This window comes from Pseudomonas sp. RGB (assembly GCF_007713445.1).
GTDB lineage: Bacteria > Pseudomonadota > Gammaproteobacteria > Pseudomonadales > Pseudomonadaceae > Aquipseudomonas.
The window spans coordinates 355,870-377,360 of record NZ_VMSH01000003.1 but is presented as its reverse complement, the minus strand read 5'-3'; the positions used below and the strand labels follow the sequence as shown (position 1 = coordinate 377,360).

11 protein-coding genes and 1 pseudogene are annotated in these 21,491 nt (G+C 59.0%); 5 read left to right on the top strand and 7 right to left on the bottom strand.

The window, feature by feature from the left end:
- Positions 1-354 precede the first annotated feature (354 nt).
- From aceE to msrA, 4 genes are all read left to right on the top strand, one after another.
- Complete coding sequence (aceE, locus tag FPT15_RS08735; protein WP_124416260.1) at positions 355-3,000, top strand: pyruvate dehydrogenase (acetyl-transferring), homodimeric type; 2,646 nt, start codon at positions 355-357, stop codon at positions 2,998-3,000.
- 11 nt (positions 3,001-3,011) lie between these two features.
- A complete protein-coding gene (aceF, locus tag FPT15_RS08730; RefSeq protein WP_145160062.1) occupies positions 3,012-4,664 on the top strand; it encodes a dihydrolipoyllysine-residue acetyltransferase in 1,653 nt (550 codons plus the stop codon).
- Between the two features lie 318 nt (positions 4,665-4,982).
- Positions 4,983-7,676, top strand: a complete 2,694-nt coding sequence (locus tag FPT15_RS08725; RefSeq protein WP_145160060.1) for a bifunctional diguanylate cyclase/phosphodiesterase — start codon at positions 4,983-4,985, stop codon at positions 7,674-7,676.
- Between the two features lie 73 nt (positions 7,677-7,749).
- Complete coding sequence (msrA, locus tag FPT15_RS08720; RefSeq protein ID WP_106577569.1) at positions 7,750-8,397, top strand: peptide-methionine (S)-S-oxide reductase MsrA; 648 nt, start codon at positions 7,750-7,752, stop codon at positions 8,395-8,397.
- A gap of 97 nt (positions 8,398-8,494) precedes the next feature.
- Here the strand turns inward: msrA and FPT15_RS08715 are convergent, their stop codons facing one another.
- The 7 genes and pseudogenes from FPT15_RS08715 to putP form a co-directional block, all read right to left on the bottom strand.
- Positions 8,495-9,331: a 23S rRNA (adenine(2030)-N(6))-methyltransferase RlmJ gene (locus tag FPT15_RS08715; protein ID WP_016975658.1), complete on the bottom strand. Its 837-nt coding sequence runs from the start codon at positions 9,329-9,331 to the stop codon at positions 8,495-8,497.
- A gap of 232 nt (positions 9,332-9,563) precedes the next feature.
- Positions 9,564-10,289 carry a DUF4123 domain-containing protein gene (locus FPT15_RS08710; protein ID WP_145160058.1) on the bottom strand — a complete coding sequence of 242 codons (726 nt, stop codon included), beginning with the start codon at positions 10,287-10,289 and terminating at the stop codon, positions 9,564-9,566.
- A 539-nt stretch (positions 10,290-10,828) separates the two neighbouring features.
- Positions 10,829-11,215 carry a hypothetical protein gene (locus FPT15_RS08705; protein WP_145160056.1) on the bottom strand — a complete coding sequence of 129 codons (387 nt, stop codon included), beginning with the start codon at positions 11,213-11,215 and terminating at the stop codon, positions 10,829-10,831.
- A gap of 681 nt (positions 11,216-11,896) precedes the next feature.
- Positions 11,897-12,295, bottom strand: coding sequence for a hypothetical protein (locus tag FPT15_RS08700; RefSeq protein WP_145160054.1), 399 nt, complete (start codon positions 12,293-12,295; stop codon positions 11,897-11,899).
- Positions 12,295-12,951 (bottom strand): hypothetical protein, encoded by a 657-nt coding sequence (locus FPT15_RS08695; RefSeq protein WP_145160052.1) that lies wholly within the window; start codon positions 12,949-12,951, stop codon positions 12,295-12,297. The genes FPT15_RS08700 and FPT15_RS08695 overlap by 1 nt, the downstream gene beginning before the upstream one ends.
- 379 nt (positions 12,952-13,330) lie before the next feature.
- Positions 13,331-15,334, bottom strand: a pseudogene (gene tssI, locus FPT15_RS08690) (type VI secretion system tip protein TssI/VgrG); the annotation flags it as partial.
- A 203-nt stretch (positions 15,335-15,537) separates the two neighbouring features.
- The gene (gene putP / locus FPT15_RS08685) at positions 15,538-17,022 is read right to left on the bottom strand and encodes a sodium/proline symporter PutP (RefSeq protein ID WP_145160050.1); all 1,485 of its coding nucleotides are present in this window, start codon (positions 17,020-17,022) and stop codon (positions 15,538-15,540) included.
- A gap of 463 nt (positions 17,023-17,485) precedes the next feature.
- On the opposite strand from putP, the gene putA reads away from it, so the two are divergent.
- On the top strand, positions 17,486-21,439 hold the full coding sequence (putA, locus tag FPT15_RS08680) for a trifunctional transcriptional regulator/proline dehydrogenase/L-glutamate gamma-semialdehyde dehydrogenase (RefSeq protein WP_145160049.1): 3,954 nt from the start codon (positions 17,486-17,488) through the stop codon (positions 21,437-21,439).
- Positions 21,440-21,491 lie beyond the last annotated feature (52 nt).

The following is a 21,491-nucleotide window of genomic DNA, read 5'->3' as shown; positions in this document are numbered from 1 at the left end:
TTGTTGCTGTGAACGCAAGAACCACGCTCGGTGAAGGACTGTCGAACAAAGGTTATAAATAGCTGAAATTAAATTAATCTTGGCAGGCAACATCAAACTTTCACCTTTTCTTGTTCGCAAAAGATCAACAATAACGATTATGCTCACCAGCCAGACCGAGCAATCCACTCGGTCTTGTGTAGTTTTACTACTCGTATATACATTCGAAAGGCTGAAATGGCCGACGATTTGTAGTAAAACTACAGGACGCCGAAGCAACCTTCGGCCATCCAAGAATTTATGTCGTCTGCCCACAAGGCCAGTCGCAAACTTCAGGCAACCGATTCTGGTAGCCTTTCCGCCCTGGAGCAAGCCATGCAAGACCTCGATCCCGTCGAAACCCAGGAATGGCTGGACGCCCTGGAATCGGTTCTCGACAAAGAAGGCGAAGACCGTGCTCACTACCTGATGACCCGTATGGGCGAACTCGCGACCCGCAGCGGCTCGCAATTGCCTTACGCCATCACCACGCCATACCGCAACACCATCCCCGTTACCCACGAAGCACGCATGCCTGGCGACCTGTTCATGGAACGCCGCATTCGCTCGTTGGTACGTTGGAACGCCATGGCGATGGTAATGCGCACGAACTTGAAAGATTCTGACCTGGGCGGTCACATCTCCAGCTTCGCTTCCAGCGCAACCCTGTATGACATCGGCTTCAACTACTTCTTCCAGGCCCCGACCGACGAACACGGCGGCGACCTGATCTACTTCCAGGGCCACACTTCTCCAGGCGTTTACGCCCGTGCGTTCATGGAAGGCCGCATCACCGAAGAACACATGAACAACTTCCGCCAGGAAGTGGACGGTAACGGCCTGTCGTCGTACCCGCACCCTTGGCTGATGCCTGATTTCTGGCAGTTCCCGACTGTATCCATGGGCTTGGGCCCGATCCAGGCGATCTACCAGGCACGCTTCATGAAGTACCTGGAAGCGCGTGGCTTCATCCCTGAAGGCAAGCAGAAAGTCTGGTGCTTCCTGGGCGACGGCGAGTGTGACGAGCCGGAATCCCTGGGCGCCATCTCCCTGGCCGGCCGCGAGAAGCTCGACAACCTGATCTTCGTCATCAACTGCAACCTGCAGCGCCTCGACGGCCCGGTTCGCGGCAACGGCAAGATCATCCAGGAACTCGAAGGCGTGTTCCGCGGTGCTCAGTGGAACGTGACCAAAGTCATCTGGGGCCGTTTCTGGGACCCACTGCTGGCCAAAGACGTCGACGGTATCCTGCAACGTCGCATGGACGAAGTCATCGACGGCGAGTACCAGAACTACAAAGCCAAAGACGGCGCGTTCGTACGTGAACACTTCTTCAACACGCCTGAACTCAAGGCAATGGTTGCAGACCTGTCCGACGACGAGATCTGGAAACTCAACCGTGGCGGCCACGACCCGTACAAGGTCTACGCGGCGTACCACGAAGCGGTCAACCACAAAGAACAACCGACCGTCATCCTGGCCAAGACCATCAAGGGTTATGGCACCGGTGCCGGCGAAGCGAAGAACACTGCGCACAACACCAAGAAGGTTGATGTTGAAAGCCTGAAGCTGTTCCGCGACCGCTTCGACATCCCGGTCAAGGACGAAGAGCTGGAGAACCTGCCGTTCTTCAAGCCAGAGCCAAACAGCGCCGAAGCCCGCTACCTCAGCGAGCGTCGCACTGCACTGGGCGGTTTCGTGCCACAGCGCCGCGCCAAGAGCTTCAACATCCCGACACCGCCACTCGATACCCTCAAGGCTATCCTGGACGGCTCGGGCGACCGTGAAATCTCCACCACCATGGCCTTCGTGCGGATCCTCGCGCAGCTGGTCAAGGACAAGGAAATCGGTTCGCGTATCGTCCCGATCATCCCGGACGAAGCCCGTACCTTTGGTATGGAAGGCATGTTCCGTCAGTTGGGCATCTACTCCTCCGTCGGCCAGCTCTACGAGCCAGTCGATAAAGACCAGGTGATGTTCTACAAGGAAGACAAAAAGGGCCAGATCCTCGAAGAAGGCATCAACGAAGCGGGCGCCATGAGCTCCTTCATCGCTGCCGGTACTTCGTACTCCAGCCACAACCAGCCGATGCTGCCGTTCTACATCTTCTACTCGATGTTCGGCTTCCAGCGTATCGGCGACCTGGCGTGGGCAGCAGGCGACAGCCGTACCCGTGGCTTCCTGATCGGCGGTACCGCCGGCCGGACCACGCTGAACGGCGAAGGCCTGCAACACGAAGACGGTCACAGCCACATCCTGGCTGCCACCATCCCGAACTGCCGCACCTTTGATCCAACCTACGGCTATGAGCTGGCGGTGATCATCCAGGACGGCATGAAGAAGATGACCGAAGAGCAGCAGGACGTTTTCTACTACATCACCGTGATGAACGAGTCCTACCAGCAGCCAGCCATGCCGGCCGGTGTCGAGGAAGGCATCATCAAGGGCATGTACCTGCTCGAAGAAGACACCAAGGAAGCGGCGCACCACGTACAGCTGATGGGCTCCGGCACCATCCTGCGCGAAGTGCGTGAAGCGGCCAAGATCCTGCGTGAAGAGTTCAACGTCGGCGCTGATGTGTGGAGCGTTACCAGCTTCAACGAACTGCGTCGCGACGGCCTGGCAGTGGAGCGTAACAACCGCCTGCACCCAGGTCAGAAGCCAGCGAAAAGCTACGTCGAAGAGTGCCTGGCCGGCCGTAAAGGTCCAGTCATTGCCTCTACCGACTACATGAAGCTGTTTGCTGAACAGATTCGCCAGTGGGTCCCGTCCAAGGAATTCAAAGTCCTGGGCACCGACGGTTTCGGCCGCAGTGACAGCCGCAAGAAGCTGCGTCACTTCTTCGAAGTTGACCGTCACTTCGTGGTGTTGGCAGCCCTGGAAGCCTTGGCTGACCGTGGTGAGATCGAACCTAAGGTGGTGGCTGACGCTATCGTCAAGTTCGGGATCAACCCGGAAAAACGCAACCCACTGGACTGCTGAGGAGATTTTTTGTGAGCGAACTCATTCGCGTACCTGACATCGGCAGCGGTGAAGGTGAAGTAATCGAGCTGTTTGTGAAGGTCGGCGACACCGTCGAAGCCGACCAGAGCATCCTGACCCTGGAATCGGACAAGGCGAGCATGGAAATCCCTGCTCCCAAGGCCGGCGTGGTCAAAAGCCTGAAAGTGAAGCTGGGCGACCGCCTGAAAGAAGGCGACGAACTGCTGGAACTGGAAATCGAAGGCGCCGCTGACGCGGCCCCTGCGGCGGCTCCTGCAGCCGCTGCTGCACCTGCACCGGCTGCTGAAAAGCCTGCCGCCGCTGCCGAGGCTCCTGCAGCCCCGGCCGCCGCTCCGGCTGAGGCCTCTGTTCAGGACATTCACGTCCCGGACATCGGTTCGTCGGGCAAGGCCAAGATCATCGAGCTGCTGGTCAAGGTCGGCGACACCGTCGAAGCCGACCAGTCGCTGATCACCCTGGAGTCCGACAAGGCCTCCATGGAAATCCCATCGCCGGCTGCCGGCGTGGTGGAAAGCATCGCGGTCAAGCTCGAAGACGAAGTCGGCACTGGCGACTTCATCCTCAAGCTCAAAGTACAAGGCGCTGCGCCGGCTGCTGCTCCAGCACCGGCTGCGGCTGCACCTGCTGCAAAAGCTGAAGCGGCTCCGGCTGCTGCCGCCCCTGCACCGGCTGCGAAAGCCGAGGCTGCACCGGCTCCTGCGGCTGCCGCACCTGCGCCACGCGGTGCCAAGGTTCACGCCGGCCCAGCCGTGCGTCAGCTGGCCCGTGAGTTCGGTGTTGAGCTCAATGCTGTGTCGGCCACTGGCCCGCACGGTCGTGTGCTGAAAGAAGACGTGCAGGTTTACGTCAAGGCCATGATGCAGAAGGCCAAGGAATCTCCGGCTGCCGGCGCTGCTTCCGGTGGCGCTGGGATTCCGCCGATCCCGGTCGTGGACTTCAGCCGCTTCGGCGAAACCGAAGAAGTGCCGATGACCCGCCTGATGCAAATCGGCGCGTCGAGCCTGCACCGCAGCTGGCTGAACATTCCGCACGTGACCCAGTTCGACCAGGCCGACATCACCGACCTGGAAGCTTTCCGCGTTGCGCAGAAAGCCGTGGCCGAGAAGGCTGGCGTGAAACTGACCGTGCTGCCACTGCTGCTCAAGGCCTGCGCGCACCTGCTCAAAGAACTGCCGGACTTCAACAGTTCGCTGGCGCCAAGCGGTAAAGCGATCATTCGCAAGAAATACGTGCACATCGGTTTTGCAGTTGATACCCCGGACGGCCTGCTGGTGCCTGTGATCAAGAACGTTGATCAGAAGAGCCTGCTGCAACTGGCTGCTGAAGCGGCTGCACTGGCCGCCAAGGCCCGTGACAAGAAGCTGACTGCAGACGACATGCAAGGCGCGTGCTTCACCATCTCCAGCCTCGGGCACATTGGCGGCACTGGCTTTACGCCGATCGTCAACGCGCCGGAAGTGGCGATCCTGGGTGTGTCCAAGGCCACTATCCAGCCTGTGTGGGACGGTAAAGCGTTCCAACCGAAGCTGATGCTACCGCTGTCGTTGTCCTACGATCACCGTGTGATCAACGGCGCCGCCGCTGCACGCTTCACACAGCGTCTGAGCCAACTGCTGAACGACATCCGCACCATCCTGCTGTAAGCCGCAAACGGGCCTCCCTTTCACCGGGGAGGCCTGGCTGCACCGATTTCCGAGCGCCACGCTCGTACCTCAACCCCGCCACTTGGCGGGGCTTTTTTTGGCCTGCTTTTTTGTCGGGGTAAGGGCTGTAGCGCGTGCGTCAACTCGCCACCCATCACCTGGATTGTAGAAACCGCTCCCGCGGCCGATAACAGCCATATAGCACTTAGCCTTCATCCTCTCTTGTCAGTGCGTGCTGCATGATGCAACCTTGCCGCAGGCGACAGTAAAGAGGGCGTGAGCCCGGCGCCGTGCGCATTTTTCCAAGCGAGTTTCCCCATGAAAAGCCAACCCGATGCCGCCCATATGGCGGCCGAGGTAGTGACGCAGTTACCGGTGCCTTCGCGCCTCGGCATGTTGCGTTTCGAACGGCTTAATGAGGCAAGCTGGGCGCTGCTGTACCTCGACCCCAATTGCGAGCGCCAGTTTGGTCTGCCGGCGGTCGAACTGTGCGCCCTGGTCGGCACGCCCTACGCCAGCTTGATGGAACCGCAGGCGCGCTACCAACTGCACGACGCCATCCAGCAACAACTGACCCAGAGCCCGCATTACCTGGTGCGCTACACCTTGCACACCAGCGACGGGCCTTTGAGCCTGCTGGAAATGGGCGAGACCTACAAACAGCACAATCGCCACCTGCTGCGCGGCTACCTGATGGTGGTCGACGGACTGTTTAGCGAAATCCCCACTGCCGTCCCGACCGCAGACCTGGAAAACCAGAACAGCCGCCTGCAGATCGCCCTGGAACTCAACCAGCGTGCCCAGCAGGAACAGTTGCAGCACCTGGAGCGCGTGCGCGCCCAGCAGGAGCTGATCCTGCTGCTGGCTCGCCAGCGCTACACCACGCCCAACTCGCTGCAGGAAGCCGCCGAGCTGATCACCCGCAGCGCGTGCGACATCTACCAGATCGATTGCGCGAGCATCTGGAACCTGGAAGGCCAACGCCTGGTGCCGATCTCGGCGTACCACCGCGACAACCAACAGCACCACTTGCCTGAAGCGATCGACGCCAGCGGCTTCCCGGACTACCTGGAAGCCCTGCACTCGAGCCGCGCCATCGACGCCACCCATGCGTTGCGTGACCCGCGCACCCGGGAAATGGCCGAAAGCCTGCGCGCCAAGGATGTGCACGCGATGCTCGACGCGAGCATCCGTGTGGATGGCCAAGTCATCGGCGTGCTGTGCCTGGAACAAAGCGGCAGCTCGCGTGCCTGGCAGGCTGATGAGATCGCCTTCGCCGGCGAGCTGGCGGACCAGTTCGCGCAAGTGATCAACAACCACAACCGGCGCGCCGCCACCAGCGCGCTGCACTTGTTCCAGCGTGCCGTGGAGCAAAGCGCCAACGCGTTTCTGCTGGTCAATTGCGACGGCGTGGTCGAGTACGTCAACCCAAGCTTTACCGCGATCACCCAGTACAGCGCCGAAGAAGTCCATGGCCATCGACTGGCGCAGTTGCCGGCCCTGGAAAACCTCAGTGAAATGCTCTTCGACGCACCGTCGAGCCTGGCCAAGAGCAACAGCTGGCAAGGTGAGTTCAAGAGCCGACGCAAAAACCTCGAACCCTACTGGGGCCAGCTGTCGATTTCCAAGGTGTATGGCGACAACCGTGAGTTGACCCACTACATCGGCATCTACGAAGACATCACCCAGACCAAGCTGGCCCAGCAGCGCATCGAGCGCCTGGCCTACACCGACAACCTGACCAACCTGGGCAACCGCCCGGCGTTTATCCGCAACCTGGATGAGCGCTTCGCGCGCGACAGCGACAGCCCGATCAGCCTGTTGCTGGTGGACATCGACAATTTCAAGCGGATCAACGACAGCCTCGGCCACCAGACCGGCGACAAGTTGCTGATCAGCCTGGCCCGGCGCCTGCGCAACAGCCTGAGTGCCAGCGGCAGCCTGGCGCGGTTTGCCAGTAACGAGTTCGCGGTGTTGCTCGACGACACCGACCTGGAGAGTGGCCAACAGGTCGCCAGCCAGTTGCTGGCAACCCTCGACAAACCGATGTTCGTCGACAACCAACTGATCAGTGTCACCGGCTCCGTGGGCCTGGCCTGCGCGCCGTTGCACGGCCGCGACCCGCAAACCCTGATGCGTAACGCCGGGCTGGCCCTGCACAAGGCCAAGGCCAATGGTAAACACCAGGTACAGGTGTTTACCGAGGCGCTGAACGCCGAGGCCAGTTACAAACTGTTTGTGGAAAACAACCTGCGCCGCGCCCTGACCCAAAACGAGCTGGACGTGTTCTACCAGCCCAAGCTGTGCCTGCGCAGCGGCCGGCTGCTGGGCATGGAAGCGCTGTTGCGCTGGAACCACCCGGAAAAGGGCATGATCCGTCCCGACCAGTTCATCAGCGTGGCGGAAGAAACCGGGCTGATCATCCCCATCGGCAAATGGATCGCGCGCCAGGCCTGCCGCATGAGCAAGCAATTGAGCGCCGCCGGCATGGGCAACTTGCAGGTAGCGATCAACCTGTCGCCCAAGCAATTCTCCGACCCGGACCTGGTGGCCTCGATTGCCACCATCCTCAGGGAAGAACAGTTGCCCGCGAAACTGCTGGAGCTGGAGCTGACCGAAGGTTTGCTACTGGAAGCCACCGAAGACACGCGCCTTCAACTGGACCAGTTGAAGAGCTTTGGCCTGACCCTGGCCATGGATGACTTCGGCACCGGCTATTCGTCGCTGAGCTACCTGAAGAAATTCCCCATCGACATCATCAAGATCGATCGCAGCTTTATCCACGAAATCCCGGACAACCAGGACGACATGGAAATCACCTCGGCAGTGATCGCCATGGCCCACAACCTCAAGCTCAAAGTGGTGGCCGAGGGCATCGAAACCTCCGAGCAACTGGCCTTCCTGCGCCGGCATCGTTGCGATGTGGGCCAGGGCTATTTGTTCGACCGGCCGATCCCCGGTGCAGAGCTGCTCGAGAAGCTTAAACGCTACCCGCGCGGGCCAATCGCCTGACAGCGCTGTAACACTCGGGCACACTGGCTGTCTGAATCTTTACCGCTAACTCAACCTGACGAGAGGACTGCTCATGGTCTTGCGCTCGGAAATTCTGGTGAACAAAAACGTGTTGCCCACTCAAGAACAAGCTTTGCCTGGCCGTGAAACCCCGATGGCACTGCCAGAGACGCATTTCGTCAACGGCAACCCGCTGCTCGGCCCCTTTGTCGACAACGTCGAGTTCGCGATCTTCGGTCTCGGTTGTTTCTGGGGTGCCGAACGCCGGTTCTGGCAGCGCGACGGTGTGGTCAGCACCGTGGTCGGCTACGCCGGCGGCTACACGCCGAACCCCACTTACGAAGAAGTCTGCTCGGGCCTGACCGGCCATAGCGAAGTGGTACTGGTGGTGTTCGACCAAGACAAGATCAGCTACGAAGAGCTGCTGAAAATGTTCTGGGAGCTGCACAATCCGACCCAAGGCATGCGCCAGGGCAACGACATCGGCAGCCAATACCGTTCGGTGATCTACGCCGTGAAGCCTGAGCATCTGGAAGCGGCCAAAGCCAGCGCCGAGGCGTATCAGGGCGAGCTGACCAAGGCCGGCCTGGGCACCATCACCACAGAAATCGAAGAAGCACCGACGGTGTACTTCGCCGAGGCGTATCACCAGCAATACCTGGCGAAGAACCCGCAGGGCTACTGCGGGATCGGCGGCACGGGCGTGACCTGCCCGATCTGACGCAAAAAGCATCGCGGGCAAGCCCGGCTCCCACATGGTTATGCATTCCAATGTGGGAGCCGGGCTTGCCCGCGATAGCGTCCTGACAGGTGACTGATTACTCAGCGATGAGCCAATCCATCTGCCACCCACCCTGGGTCTGGCCAAGTTTCTTGGACAACCACGGCAGCAGCTCACGCAACTCCTCCTCCAAACCCCACGGCGGGTTGGCAATCGCCAGGCCCGAGCCGGTCAGGGTGTTGGGCGTGTCCAGCGGATGCACCAGCAACTCCACCCGCAGCAACTTCGGCGCACCGGTGCCGGCCAGGTCCTGATAGAAGCGGCGCAACATGCGCTGGTCTTTCACCGGGTACCAGATCGCCGCAACGGTCTGGCGCATGCGGCTGACCGCTTCCTTGAGGGACGCCGCGCAGCGCTGCATTTCGTCGAGCTTTTCAAATGGCGGATCGATCAGCATCAACGCGCGCTTTTCCGGCACCGGCAGCAAGGCACGCGGCACATGCCAGCCTTCGCCCAAGTGCACTTTGACGCGCCGATCGCCCTTCATGTTGTCCTTGAGCAGCACGCCGTCTTCCGGGTGTTTTTCATTCAACAGGACACGGTCCTGAGGCCGCGTGAGGCGGCGCGCCAGTTCTGGCGAGCCCGGGTAGTAGCGCAACTGGCCATCCGGGTTCATCTCATGCAACACGCGCATGTAGTCGGCGGTCAGCGGCGGCAGGTCGCTCTCGCCCCACAAGCGGGCGATGCCTTCCAGGTATTCACCGGTGCGGTTGGCCTGATCACCTTGCAGGTCGTACAGCCCGATCCCGGCGTGGGTGTCGAGGTAGGCGAACGGCTGCTCCTTGCGCGACATCAGAGCGATGAGGCGGGTCAAGGTCAGGTGTTTGAAGACATCGGCGTGGTTGCCGGCGTGAAAGGCGTGACGATAATTCATGGTTGCTCCTGCGCAGGGGGCGAAGTTTACCTTCTACAGGCGCAAAGGGGCAGAGTGTGGCGAGCGGGCTCACCCCGCGTTGGGCTGCGCAGCAGCCCTGATACGGTCACCGCGTTCTTTTTTTGCCAGAACCCATTGGCAGGTTTTGGGGCCGCTACGCAGCCCGACGCAGGGCAAGCCTGCTCGCCACAACAACCCCTCGCACCGATGACTATTTTCAGCAGGCGCTGCGTCAATTCAACTCTGAGGCCAGATAGTCGGCCAGCGCCCCATGGCTGACATCCGCCCCGCGCGCAAAGCAGGCGACCTTGTGGCGCAAGATCGCAGGCTTGAAAGCGGTATGCAGGTCGGGGCGCTGCTCTTCGAGCCATTGCAGCAAGTTGTCGATCAGCACGTGGGGTGATTGTTCTGCCAGATGCTCCAGCAACGAGGCAGGCACTTGCCACCATGGGCTGGTTTTGGCGGCAGTGACCGGGCCAGTCGCAACCGTTAGCGGTTGGCCGTTGATCAGGTAACGCTGAAATACCGGCAACACCTTCCCCGCCTCATCGCCGATGTTTTGCACAATCGGCAGAAATTGACCGCCATCCCAGAAGCGCAAAAACACTTCCTGCCCCTCGGGCAACAGCACCTTGGTCAAGCTTTGCAGGTGCGCGACCACTGTTTCCAGTGGGCTGGACGATACGGCCAGCCAACCCCAGTCCGTAGATTCGGTGGTTGCTATCCAGTCGAGGAATAGGCTTTCGGGCTCGATGATGGCGACGTAAGGCATGACCTCATTCCACTCAGCATAGGCCGTGCTTGCCCAGATGGGCTGGGGCGGCATGCCAGCTGCCATTTTTCGCCAGACATCTACCGGCTTTGCGTCGCTGGCGTTACTGAGAATGACGAAGGCATTCTCAGTCGTCTGAAGGGGGCAATGGGTTAACCAAGTTTCTGGTAACAACTGATTCGGCATTAGGTACATTCCAATCAAAGGAGGACGCAAGCAATGATTCGTTTTTCATAACAATTGCTGTCACAAACAAAGCGTCAACAATTACATTTTGAAAAGCTCTCGCCTAATCTAGAACCAATTTCAACATCCTCCCATCCCACAAGCTCTCCTATTACAAGCAAAATAAAAATGCCAAGGACGGAGGCCACTGAACAGACACCTAGACTTTTCAAAATAAATTTGAGCATCTTCGGAAACTCAGCGTAGTCCTCAGCACTAAGACATCCGTGTTTTATAGAGTGTGCGGGAAAGGCGAAAGCACCGATCACAGCCCTTATCGCCCACGATCTACTTATAGGATCCCAACCGATACTTCCATCCGAACTTATAACATACCAACTACGCCTTAAGTTCTTTCGTATCTTTTCCATCTTAAAATAAGAAAGATACAAAGCCCACACGGGCACGACACACATCAATAAAAAAACGAAATCGAAAAAATAAAATAGACATCCTGCGCGTCATTTATATGCACCTTGATCCCCTCACTTAAGAGAGCGTTACCCAAGCCAGCCAACATATTTACCTATACCCCACAACGCAACAGCGTACCCTCCCATGCCCATCAAAAAAAACCCCCACAGCCTTAACTCAAGCATTAGTCGACGAGGGACGTTATCCAACTCCTCACGCGTTACGGCTCCATCCTTAATTTGCAACTTTTGAAAGACAAACATTCCCGCGACAGTATTTACGAACAACATCTTGCTGAAAAAATCAGCACCCACAAAAAACTTACGATAAGAGACCAATCTTGAATTACCCAAACACTGCAATATTTCATCGATTTTACGATATGAAAAATATACCTGTCCTATTAAAACAAGAACACCCCATGCCGCCGCAACCAATAGGCAATACGAATATAAAACGCTAGCGTCTTCCATAATTACTTTATCCCTTCATATACGATCTCCCCCAACTTCCCCCCCAGGCCAGACCCGGCACTCCCCCGATTGCCGATGCAGCTCCCACCACCACCACGCCGCAAACTAACCCACCAACACCAAGCGTTCCTACACCTATAGCTATACACATAGGAGTGGCCCCTAATGCGCCCAAATACGCACCCGCCCCACTGCCTCCAACAGAACCTAAAAAGCTTCCGCCCTCCATGAGTTTCACTTTCTTACACTCCGCAGAACTTCCAACTCGACACGTTTCCTTCACCTTCAATGCGGACTCTGACCCCCCTAGCCCAATACCGATAAACCCGCCGACCTTCATATACTGGATACCGCCAGCCAGCCCCAATCCGTAGATTCGGTGGTTGCTATCCAGTCGAAGAATGGGCTTTCGGGCTCGATCATGGCGACGCAATGCATGACCTCAGTCCATTCGCTGTAAACCGTGCCTGCCCAGATTGGATGGGGCGGTAGACCGGCTGAAAGGGTTCGGCAAGCGTCCAAAGGCCTGGCGGCGCAGGCGCTGCTAAACATGACGAAGAATTTTTTGGCTGGTTGAATCGGGGAGTGGAATAGCCATGTGCGGGGTATGGACTGCATTAGCATAAAATAATGTTCCTTCACGAAAAAATATGGCAAAACAATCGGCGAATAACCGAGCGTCTAAGAATGTTTATTAAGCCAACCCATATACTCACCAATACACAATAAAGCGATGCAAACCCCAACCAAAAAAAACAAAACACACACCAGTGCTTTTAGTTGAAATCTAAGCCAATAAGGAACGCCTTCAAACTCCTCACGAGTAAACCCGCCGTCTTTTATATGTATTTCAGGAAACACAAGCATCCCCGCAATCAACAGTACAAAAAACGATCTACTGAAAATCCCGTCCCCAAGAAGAAATTGACGACCCAATACAATATTTGACTCACCTAGGCATTCCAATATCTCATTAACTTTAGAGTAAGAAAAATAAACCTGAACCAAAAATGTAAAAAAAATGAACATAAATACGCCTAACCAGCACCACATATAAAATGCGTAAAATTCACCCTTCATTACTTCCCCACCTCATAAATAAAATCTCCGATCCTCTCTCCAGCAAGCGCACCAACGGCGCCACCGGCAGCAGTGCCCGCACCTACAACAACCAAAATACATAAAATGCCTCCTAAACCCGCAGTACCTGCACCTATAGCAACACACACTGTTCCTGCACCCGCTGCTGCGGAAGCACCACCTAACCAGCCAACCGCGGCGTTCCCGACAAAATTCCCTCCTTCTGTATATTTCACTCTTTGACAATTATCTTTACTTCCAACTCGACACGTTTCCTTCACCTTCAATGCGGACGCTGCCCCCCCTAGCCCAATACCGACAAACCCGCCGACCTTCATATACTGGCTCGCCCGCGCCACACTTTGAATATGCGTCGCATATCCAGGAATCCCCCCTGACACACCCGCTTTGCTCCAATGATGAACCAAACTACGACTGGAAATCCCCAATGCTTTTTTGAGCTTTGGGTGATCGGCAATGCCAACTCCTTTGCGTACCAGAGGCCCGAGGCTGTTATCCAGTTGAGTTAACAGCTTCTGACGTTTGGCGAAAAATTCTGCACCTTGCAAATTGCCCTGAGCCTGAAAGGTTTTGACGTGCAACTTTTCAAGATCTACGAGGACGGACTTGGTCCGCGTTAAATGATTTTCCACCATGCTGGATCCCACCCCCAACGCCATCGAACTCTGCGCCAAAAAAAGCACCAACCTCTTGCTGGTGCTCAACCATAAACGCCGCCTCGTCATCGCTCATCGGCGTCAGTGCATCGTTCACTTCTTTCGCCGCCTCCATCAGCAATGCCTCTTCACGCGTGCATTGGCTATTAAGCGGGTCGCTGAGGACGAGCATTTGCCCCGGCCTGGCGTACTGCGTGAGTTGTGGATTGAGGCTGCGAAACCGCTCCAGCACGATCGCACTGGGCGATTCGAACAGCGACTTTTCCAAGGCATCCCGAGACATTGCGCGCTGCACGATATGAAACCCCGGCTCGACGCCAGCAGCTTTCCCGGCAGAGGGTCCCGGACCTTTATTCCCATGCTGCGGGAGGTAACACTGGCCGTTCTTGCAGCGCTCGCACTCTTCGCAAAAAGGTGCGCTACGTTTCAGGCTGGCCACTTGCACGCGGCTTAATGGGGCGGGAACAACCGCCAGCAGCTTTTCCTTTATCCCCGGCATTAACGGCGCAGTCGCGGCAGCCGGCGCGCCGCCAAGCTGGATCGGCACGCTGCTGAAAATCCCACCCGCCGACAGCGTGATCGACTGCCCTCCGGCCTGGATTGTCACGCTCGCACCGGCGTCGATGACGATGCTCTGCCCCGCTCCGATCTGGATGGTGCGACCTGCACGCATCTGCTGCGAGCCACCGACCACCAAATGATCGTCCTGCTTGAGTTCAGTCAGGCGGTTGCCATGGGTAATGCGCTGCTCTTCGCCTTGCAGTTCATGGTGCGACTCGCCGCCCACTTTCACCCGGCGCTGGTTATCCACCTGCACTTGCTGGTCATGCAGCACATGCTGAGTCCAATCGCGCTGGGCACGCAGGTAGATTTCCTCGGCGCCTTTGCGGTCTTCGATGCGCAGCTCGTTGTAACCGCCACCCCCCGGGCTGCTCTGGCTGCGAAAGATGCTGCGGGTCTTGTCTGCCGGCAGGTCAAGGGGCAGAGGGTTCGCAGCGTTGGGCAGGCAGCCCATCACCAGCGGCATGTCCAGGTCACCATTGGCGAACCCCACCAGCACTTCCATACCGACCCTGGGTATCAGCACCGAGCCGTAACGATCATGCGCCCAGCCACTGGCGACACGCAGCCAGCAGCTGGAGTGCTCGTTGTGTTCCCCGTCACGGTCCCAGGCCAGTTGCACCTTGACCCGACCGTATTCGTCGCAATGGATTTCACTGTCGGCAGGCCCGGTAACCACCGCGTGTTGATAACCGCCGATGCTCGGGCGCGGCAATTCAGGCAAGGGCGGGCGGAAAATCACATCCCATGGCACGGCGATAAACGTGTTGTGATAACCCTGACGTAAATCCTCACCTGAAGCCTCAGTAACAGCCTCTTCAAGCACCTGGGGTTGTTTGCCCTGATGGGAAACCTGGGTGACCAGCCACAAATCATTCCAGCTTTCTCGCGGGTGCCCGCCAAGCCTGAGGAACCGGCCACTGCCCAAGGCGGGATCATCGCCTTCACCCTGGGCGGCTTTCGAGTCTCTGCGCAGGCGCTCCAAGCCTCGCTGCGCAAGGTATTTGCCATGGGGGCGATCGGAAAAGTGGCCGGGATACTGCTGCATTTCAAGGCGCGGAAGCTGCTCGCCAGCCACGGCACTTTCCAGCGTCAGGCGCGGCTTACGAAAATCATAATCGCGCAGGTTTACCCCTGTTGTGCGGGTTTCCAGTTGCATCGCAAAGCGCTTGATCGCCGGTGTTGCCGCCACCATCCCGGAACCGGGGCTGTAGGGAGTGGGCTGTTCGGCCTGGGCGAACACCGTCTGGTCATCACCGAATACCAGCAGGTGCCCATCGGGCGAATGCTGGAAGTGGTAGTGGATGCCCACCTCGGCGCACAGACGTTGAATGAACGCCAGATCAGTCTCGCCGAACTGCACGCAGTACTCGCGCAGTGGATAAGTACCGCTCAGGCGAAACTCAAAGCGGTCGCTCAGGATGCCTTGCCCGACCAACACCAGCGCCACAATCTGCGGCACACTCTTGTGCTGAAAAATACGCTGATGACTGCTGTGCGCCAGGTACTGCAGATGCGGCACAAGACGGATCTGATAACGCGTCAGGCGCCGCCCCGACTCGCCCTGCCCGACTCGATAGACCAGGCCATGCACCCCATGCCCCTGCTCATCGAACCCCAGATAGGCCTGGCGATGCAGCAAGCTTTCCAAATCGAGATCGGGCTGTTCGCTGACCAGTTCAAGGTCGATACAGTAAGGCTGACTCAGCGCCTCCTCACCCTGGAAGCTGTAGACCTTGAGGTCGCTGGCAACCCCATCCAGGGTCAGGTTAAACGCACTTTGATTGGCAGGAGCGAACATCCGGTGTTTCTCTGCGAAGGGTAGGCGGCCGATTCTGCACTACGGGTGCGCCCTGCTGAGCACGCCCCAGACAAATCAGTAAATCCCTACGCGCGCGCATCAGAAAGTTCTTCGGACCAACCCAAATCACACGCAAAAAAGGCCCGCAATCCGTAGGACGCGGGCCTTTTTTCCAATTCAACGGGCGCTTAACACCCGACGAATTACTTATTGAGGTTGTAGTCTTTTTCCGCCGCGTCAAAACGCTCGACCATACCGGCAGTCGGTGCGCCCAGCTTGCTGACGACGTAGATCGCCAGGCTGGCGAAGATAAAGCCCGGGATGATTTCGTACAGGCCCAGCAGCTCGAAGTGCTTCCACACAATCACAGTGACCGCGCCGACCAAAATGCCGGCCAGTGCGCCGTTGCGGGTCATCTGTTTCCAGATCACCGAGATCAGCACCACAGGCCCGAACGCGGCGCCGAAACCGGCCCAGGCGTAGCTCACCAAGCCCAGCACGCGGTTGTTCGGGTTGGCCGCCATGGCAATCGCGATCAGGGCAACCAGCAGCACCATCGCGCGGCCGACCCACACCAGCTCAACCTGGGAGGCGTTTTTGCGCAGGAAAGTTTTGTAGAAGTCTTCGGTCAGCGCGCTCGAGCACACCAGCAACTGGCAGCTCAGGGTACTCATGACCGCAGCCAGAATGGCCGACAACAGCACGCCCGCGATCCACGGGTTGAACAGCAGCTTGGCCAGTTCGATGAACACACGTTCGTGGTTCTCGTTGACCGGGCCGGCCACTTCCGGGTGCGCCGAGAAGTAGGCGATGCCGAAGAAGCCCACCGCCACGGTGCCGCCCAGGCACAGGATCATCCAGGTCATGGAGATGCGACGCGCCTTGGCAATCGACTTCACCGAATCCGCCGCCATGAAGCGCGCGAGGATGTGCGGCTGGCCGAAGTAACCCAGGCCCCAGCCCATCAGCGAGATGATGCCGATGAAAGTGGTGTTTTTCAGCATGTTGAAGTTGTCAGGGTTCTTGGCTTCGATTGCCAGGAACGTGGTGTCGATGCCACCGGTGGCCAGCAACACAATGATCGGCGTCAGGATCAGCGCGAAGATCATCAGCGTGGCTTGTACGGTATCTGTCCAACTGACTGCCAGGAAACCACCGACGAAGGTGTAGGCAATTGTCGCGGCAGCACCGGCCCACAGGGCGGTCTCGTAGGACATGCCGAAAGTGCTTTCAAACAGACGGGCGCCGGCCACGATGCCGGAAGCGCAATAAATGGTGAAGAACACCAGAATCACCACCGCAGAGATGATCCGCAGCAGGCCGCTTTTGTCTTCGAAACGGCTGGAGAAGTAATCCGGCAGCGTCAGGGCGTCGCCGTTGTGTTCGGTCTGCACCCGCAGGCGGCCGGCCACGAACAACCAATTCAGGTACGCGCCGACGATCAGGCCGATGGCGATCCAGCTTTCCGACAGACCGGACATGTAGATGGCGCCCGGCAGGCCCATCAACAACCAGCCGCTCATATCGGAAGCACCGGCGGACAACGCGGTGACCACGCTGCCGAGGCTGCGACCGCCGAGGATGTAGTCAGAGAGGTTGTTGGTGGAGCGATAGGCCATGAAGCCGATCAACACCATTGCTGCGATGTAGATCACAAATGTGATCAGGGTAGGATTACTTACGCTCATAAGAGTGACGCCCTGGCTTTGTTTTTATGTAGCGACGGTCTGTGTCAGACGGCCACCCGTTGATAAGCGGATAGACGAGACTGCGTGCCGTGCATTTATGACTGGCGTTTCCCCAGGAAAGCCGCCAGCCGATGAACCGAACCTTGCAGGCGGTTGCACCTTGGGCGCGAATGCTATTCAACAAAGCAAATAAGGTGCAACCAGTTTCTTGAGAATAAGTTGCACCTAGACATGTTTAGGCCAAAACCACGGTTTTTTGCTCCTTTTCGGAGCAAGAACAGCCCACCTCAGAAGTAAACGCACCAAGGGAAAGCGGATTTTGCTGAAGGCCGGATTTTTTCCCGATCACGATCAAAAATTTCCTGAACAATTTGGGTTGCACCCGGTTGCACCTCTGCATGGGCAAAGCTAATCTTGCCGCCAGCAGATGCCACGCAGTAGTGGCACCCATGAGGATAAAAAGATGGCAACGACCACCCTTGGGGTCAAACTCGACGACCCGACCCGCGAACGCCTCAAGGCCGCCGCGACCTCCATTGATCGCACGCCTCACTGGCTGATCAAGCAGGCGATTTTCAATTACCTGGAGAAACTGGAGGGTGGTGCAACCCTGAACGAGCTCAATGGCTTGGGCAGCAAGGACGCGGAGGACGCTGGCGAGGTTCAGCCTGACCACGCCCACCAGCGCTTCCTGGAGTTCGCCGAAAGCATCCTGCCGCAATCGGTACTGCGCGCCTCGATCACCGCCGCCTACCGCCGCCCGGAACCGGAAGTGGTGCCGATGCTGATCGAGCAGGCCCGCCTGCCGCAGCAGATGGCCGAAGCCACCAACAAGCTGGCCGCCTCGATTGCCGAGAAGTTGCGCAATCAGAAGAGCGCCGGCGGCCGTGCCGGTATTGTTCAAGGCCTGCTGCAAGAATTTTCCCTGTCGTCCCAGGAAGGCGTGGCCTTGATGTGCCTGGCCGAAGCGCTGCTGCGCATCCCGGACAAGGGCACGCGCGACGCACTGATCCGAGACAAAATCAGCACCGGCAACTGGCAGCCGCACCTGGGCAACAGCCCGTCGCTGTTCGTCAACGCCGCCACTTGGGGCCTGCTGCTGACCGGCAAACTGGTCGCCACGCACAACGAAGCAGGTTTGACCTCGTCCCTGAGCCGCATCATCGGCAAGAGCGGCGAGCCGATGATTCGCAAGGGCGTCGACATGGCCATGCGCCTGATGGGCGAGCAATTTGTTACCGGCGAAACCATCGCCGAAGCCCTGGCCAATGCGAGCAAGTTCGAAGCCAAGGGCTTCCGCTATTCCTACGACATGCTCGGCGAAGCCGCGCTGACCGAACACGATGCCCAGAAGTACCTGGCCTCGTACGAACAAGCCATTCACTCCATCGGCAAAGCCTCTCACGGCCGTGGGATTTATGAAGGCCCGGGCATTTCCATCAAGCTCTCGGCGCTGCACCCGCGTTACAGCCGTGCTCAGTACGAGCGTGTGATGGACGAGCTGTACCCGCGCCTGCTGTCGCTGACCTTGCTGGCCAAGCACTACGACATCGGTTTGAACATCGACGCCGAAGAAGCCGACCGCCTGGAGCTGTCGCTCGACCTGCTCGAACGCCTGTGCTTCGAGCCGCAACTGACCGGCTGGAACGGCATCGGTTTCGTGATCCAGGCCTACCAGAAACGTTGCCCGTATGTGATCGACTACGTCATCGACCTGGCACGCCGCAGCCGCCATCGCCTGATGATCCGCCTGGTAAAAGGCGCGTACTGGGACAGCGAGATCAAGCGCGCCCAAGTTGAAGGCCTGGAAGGCTACCCGGTGTACACCCGCAAGGTGTACACCGACGTTTCCTACATTGCCTGCGCACGCAAACTGCTGTTGGTGCCGGAAGCCATCTACCCGCAGTTCGCCACGCACAACGCCCACACCCTGTCGGCCATCTACCACATCGCCGGTCAGAACTATTACCCCGGCCAGTACGAGTTCCAATGCCTGCACGGCATGGGTGAACCGCTGTACGAGCAAGTTGTAGGCAAAGTTTCCGAGGGCAAGCTGAACCGTCCGTGCCGCGTGTACGCCCCGGTCGGTACCCACGAAACACTGCTGGCCTACCTGGTGCGTCGCCTGCTGGAAAACGGCGCCAACACCTCGTTCGTCAACCGTATTGCGGACCACACTATTTCGATTCAGGAGCTGGTGGCCGACCCAGTGGCCAGCATCGAGCAGATGGCCACGCTGGAAGGCGGCTTCGGCCTGCCGCACCCGCGTATTCCACTGCCGCGTGACCTGTATGGCAGCGACCGCGCCAACTCGGCCGGTATCGACCTGGCGAACGAACACCGCCTGGCGTCGTTGTCCTGCGCCTTGCTGGCTACCGCGCATAACGACTGGAAAGCCGCGCCGATGCTGGGCTGCGCCTCCAGCAATGAGCCGGCCGCACCTGTGCTGAACCCCTCCGACCTGCGTGACGTGGTGGGCCATGTACAGGAAGCCACCGTCGAAGACGTCGACAACGCCATTCAATGCGCGATCAATGCCGGCCCGATCTGGCAGGCCACCCCGCCCGCCGAGCGCGCCGCGATCCTGGAACGTGCCGCCGACTTGATGGAAGGCGAGATCCAGCCGTTGATGGGCCTGTTGGCCCGCGAGGCCGGCAAGACTTTCGCCAACGCCATCGCCGAAGTGCGCGAAGCCGTGGATTTCCTGCGCTACTACGCGGTACAGGCCCGTAACGATTTCACCAACGACGCCCACCGCCCATTGGGCCCAGTGGTGTGCATCAGCCCGTGGAACTTCCCGCTGGCGATCTTCAGCGGTCAAGTGGCTGCCGCACTGGCTGCCGGTAACCCGGTATTAGCCAAGCCAGCCGAGCAAACCCCGCTGGTGGCGGCACAAGCCGTGCGCATTTTGCTCGAAGCCGGCATTCCGCAAGGCGTGCTGCAACTGCTGCCGGGCCAGGGCGAAAGCGTCGGCGCCCGCCTGGTGGGGGATGATCGCGTCAAAGGCGTGATGTTCACCGGCTCCACCGAAGTGGCGCGCCTGCTGCAACGCAGCGTTGCGGGCCGCCTGGATGCCCAGGGCCGCCCGATTCCGCTGATCGCCGAAACCGGTGGCCAGAACGCAATGATCGTCGACTCTTCGGCGCTGACCGAGCAAGTGGTCATCGACGTTGTGTCCTCGGCCTTCGACAGCGCCGGCCAGCGCTGCTCGGCCCTGCGCGTTCTGTGCCTGCAGGAAGATTCGGCAGACCGTGTGATCGAAATGCTCAAGGGTGCCATGGCTGAATGCCGTCTGGGCAACCCGGAGCGCCTGTCGGTAGACATCGGCCCGGTGATCGACGCCGAAGCCAAGGCCGGCATCGAGAAACACATCCAGGCCATGCGCGACAAAGGCCGCAATGTGTACCAGGTGGCGATTGCCGAAGGCGAAGAGATCAAGCGCGGCACCTTCGTGATGCCCACCCTGATCGAGCTTGAAAGCTTCGACGAACTGCAACGCGAGATCTTCGGCCCGGTGCTGCACGTGGTGCGTTACAAGCGCAAAGAGATCGACCAGCTCATCGCGCAGATCAATGCCTCCGGCTACGGCCTGACGCTGGGCGTGCACACCCGCATCGACGAGACCATCGCCAAGGTGATCGACAATGTTCACGCCGGTAACGTCTATGTGAACCGCAACATCGTGGGCGCGGTGGTTGGCGTGCAGCCATTCGGCGGCGAAGGCCTGTCGGGCACTGGCCCGAAAGCCGGTGGGCCGCTGTACCTGTACCGTCTGCTGTCGACTCGTCCTACCGATGCGATCGAACAATCCTTCGTGCGTGGCGACAAGCTGGCCGCGCCGGACGTGCGTCTGCGCGAGGCCATGAGCCAACCGCTGACCGCCCTGAAAACCTGGGCCGACAGCCACAAGTTCAGCGAACTGAGCGCCCTGTGCAACCAGTTCGCCGCGCAGTCGCAAAGCGGTATTACTCGCCAGCTGGCCGGCCCGACCGGCGAGCGCAACAGCTACGCGATCCTGCCCCGCGAGCACGTGCTGTGTCTGGCGGACGTGGAAGGTGATCTGCTGACGCAACTGGCGGCGGTATTAGCCGTCGGCGGTTCGGCGGTATGGCCGGAAACTGACCTGACTAAAGCGTTGTTCCCACGCCTGCCGAGGGAAGTTCAGGCGAAGATCAAGCGCGTGGCTGACTGGACCAAGGATGAGGTGGTATTCGACGCGGTCCTGCACCACGGCGACTCCGACCAACTGCGCGCTGTGTGCCAGCAAGTGGCGCAGCGTGGTGGGGCGATTGTCGGGGTGCATGGTTTGTCACAGGGCGAGACGGCGATTGCGCTGGAGCGTCTGGTGATCGAGCGGGCGTTGAGTGTTAACACGGCTGCGGCGGGCGGTAACGCCAGCCTGATGACTATCGGCTAACTGACGAAACGCGGAAAAATGTGGGAGCTGGCTTGCCTGCGATAGCGGCGGG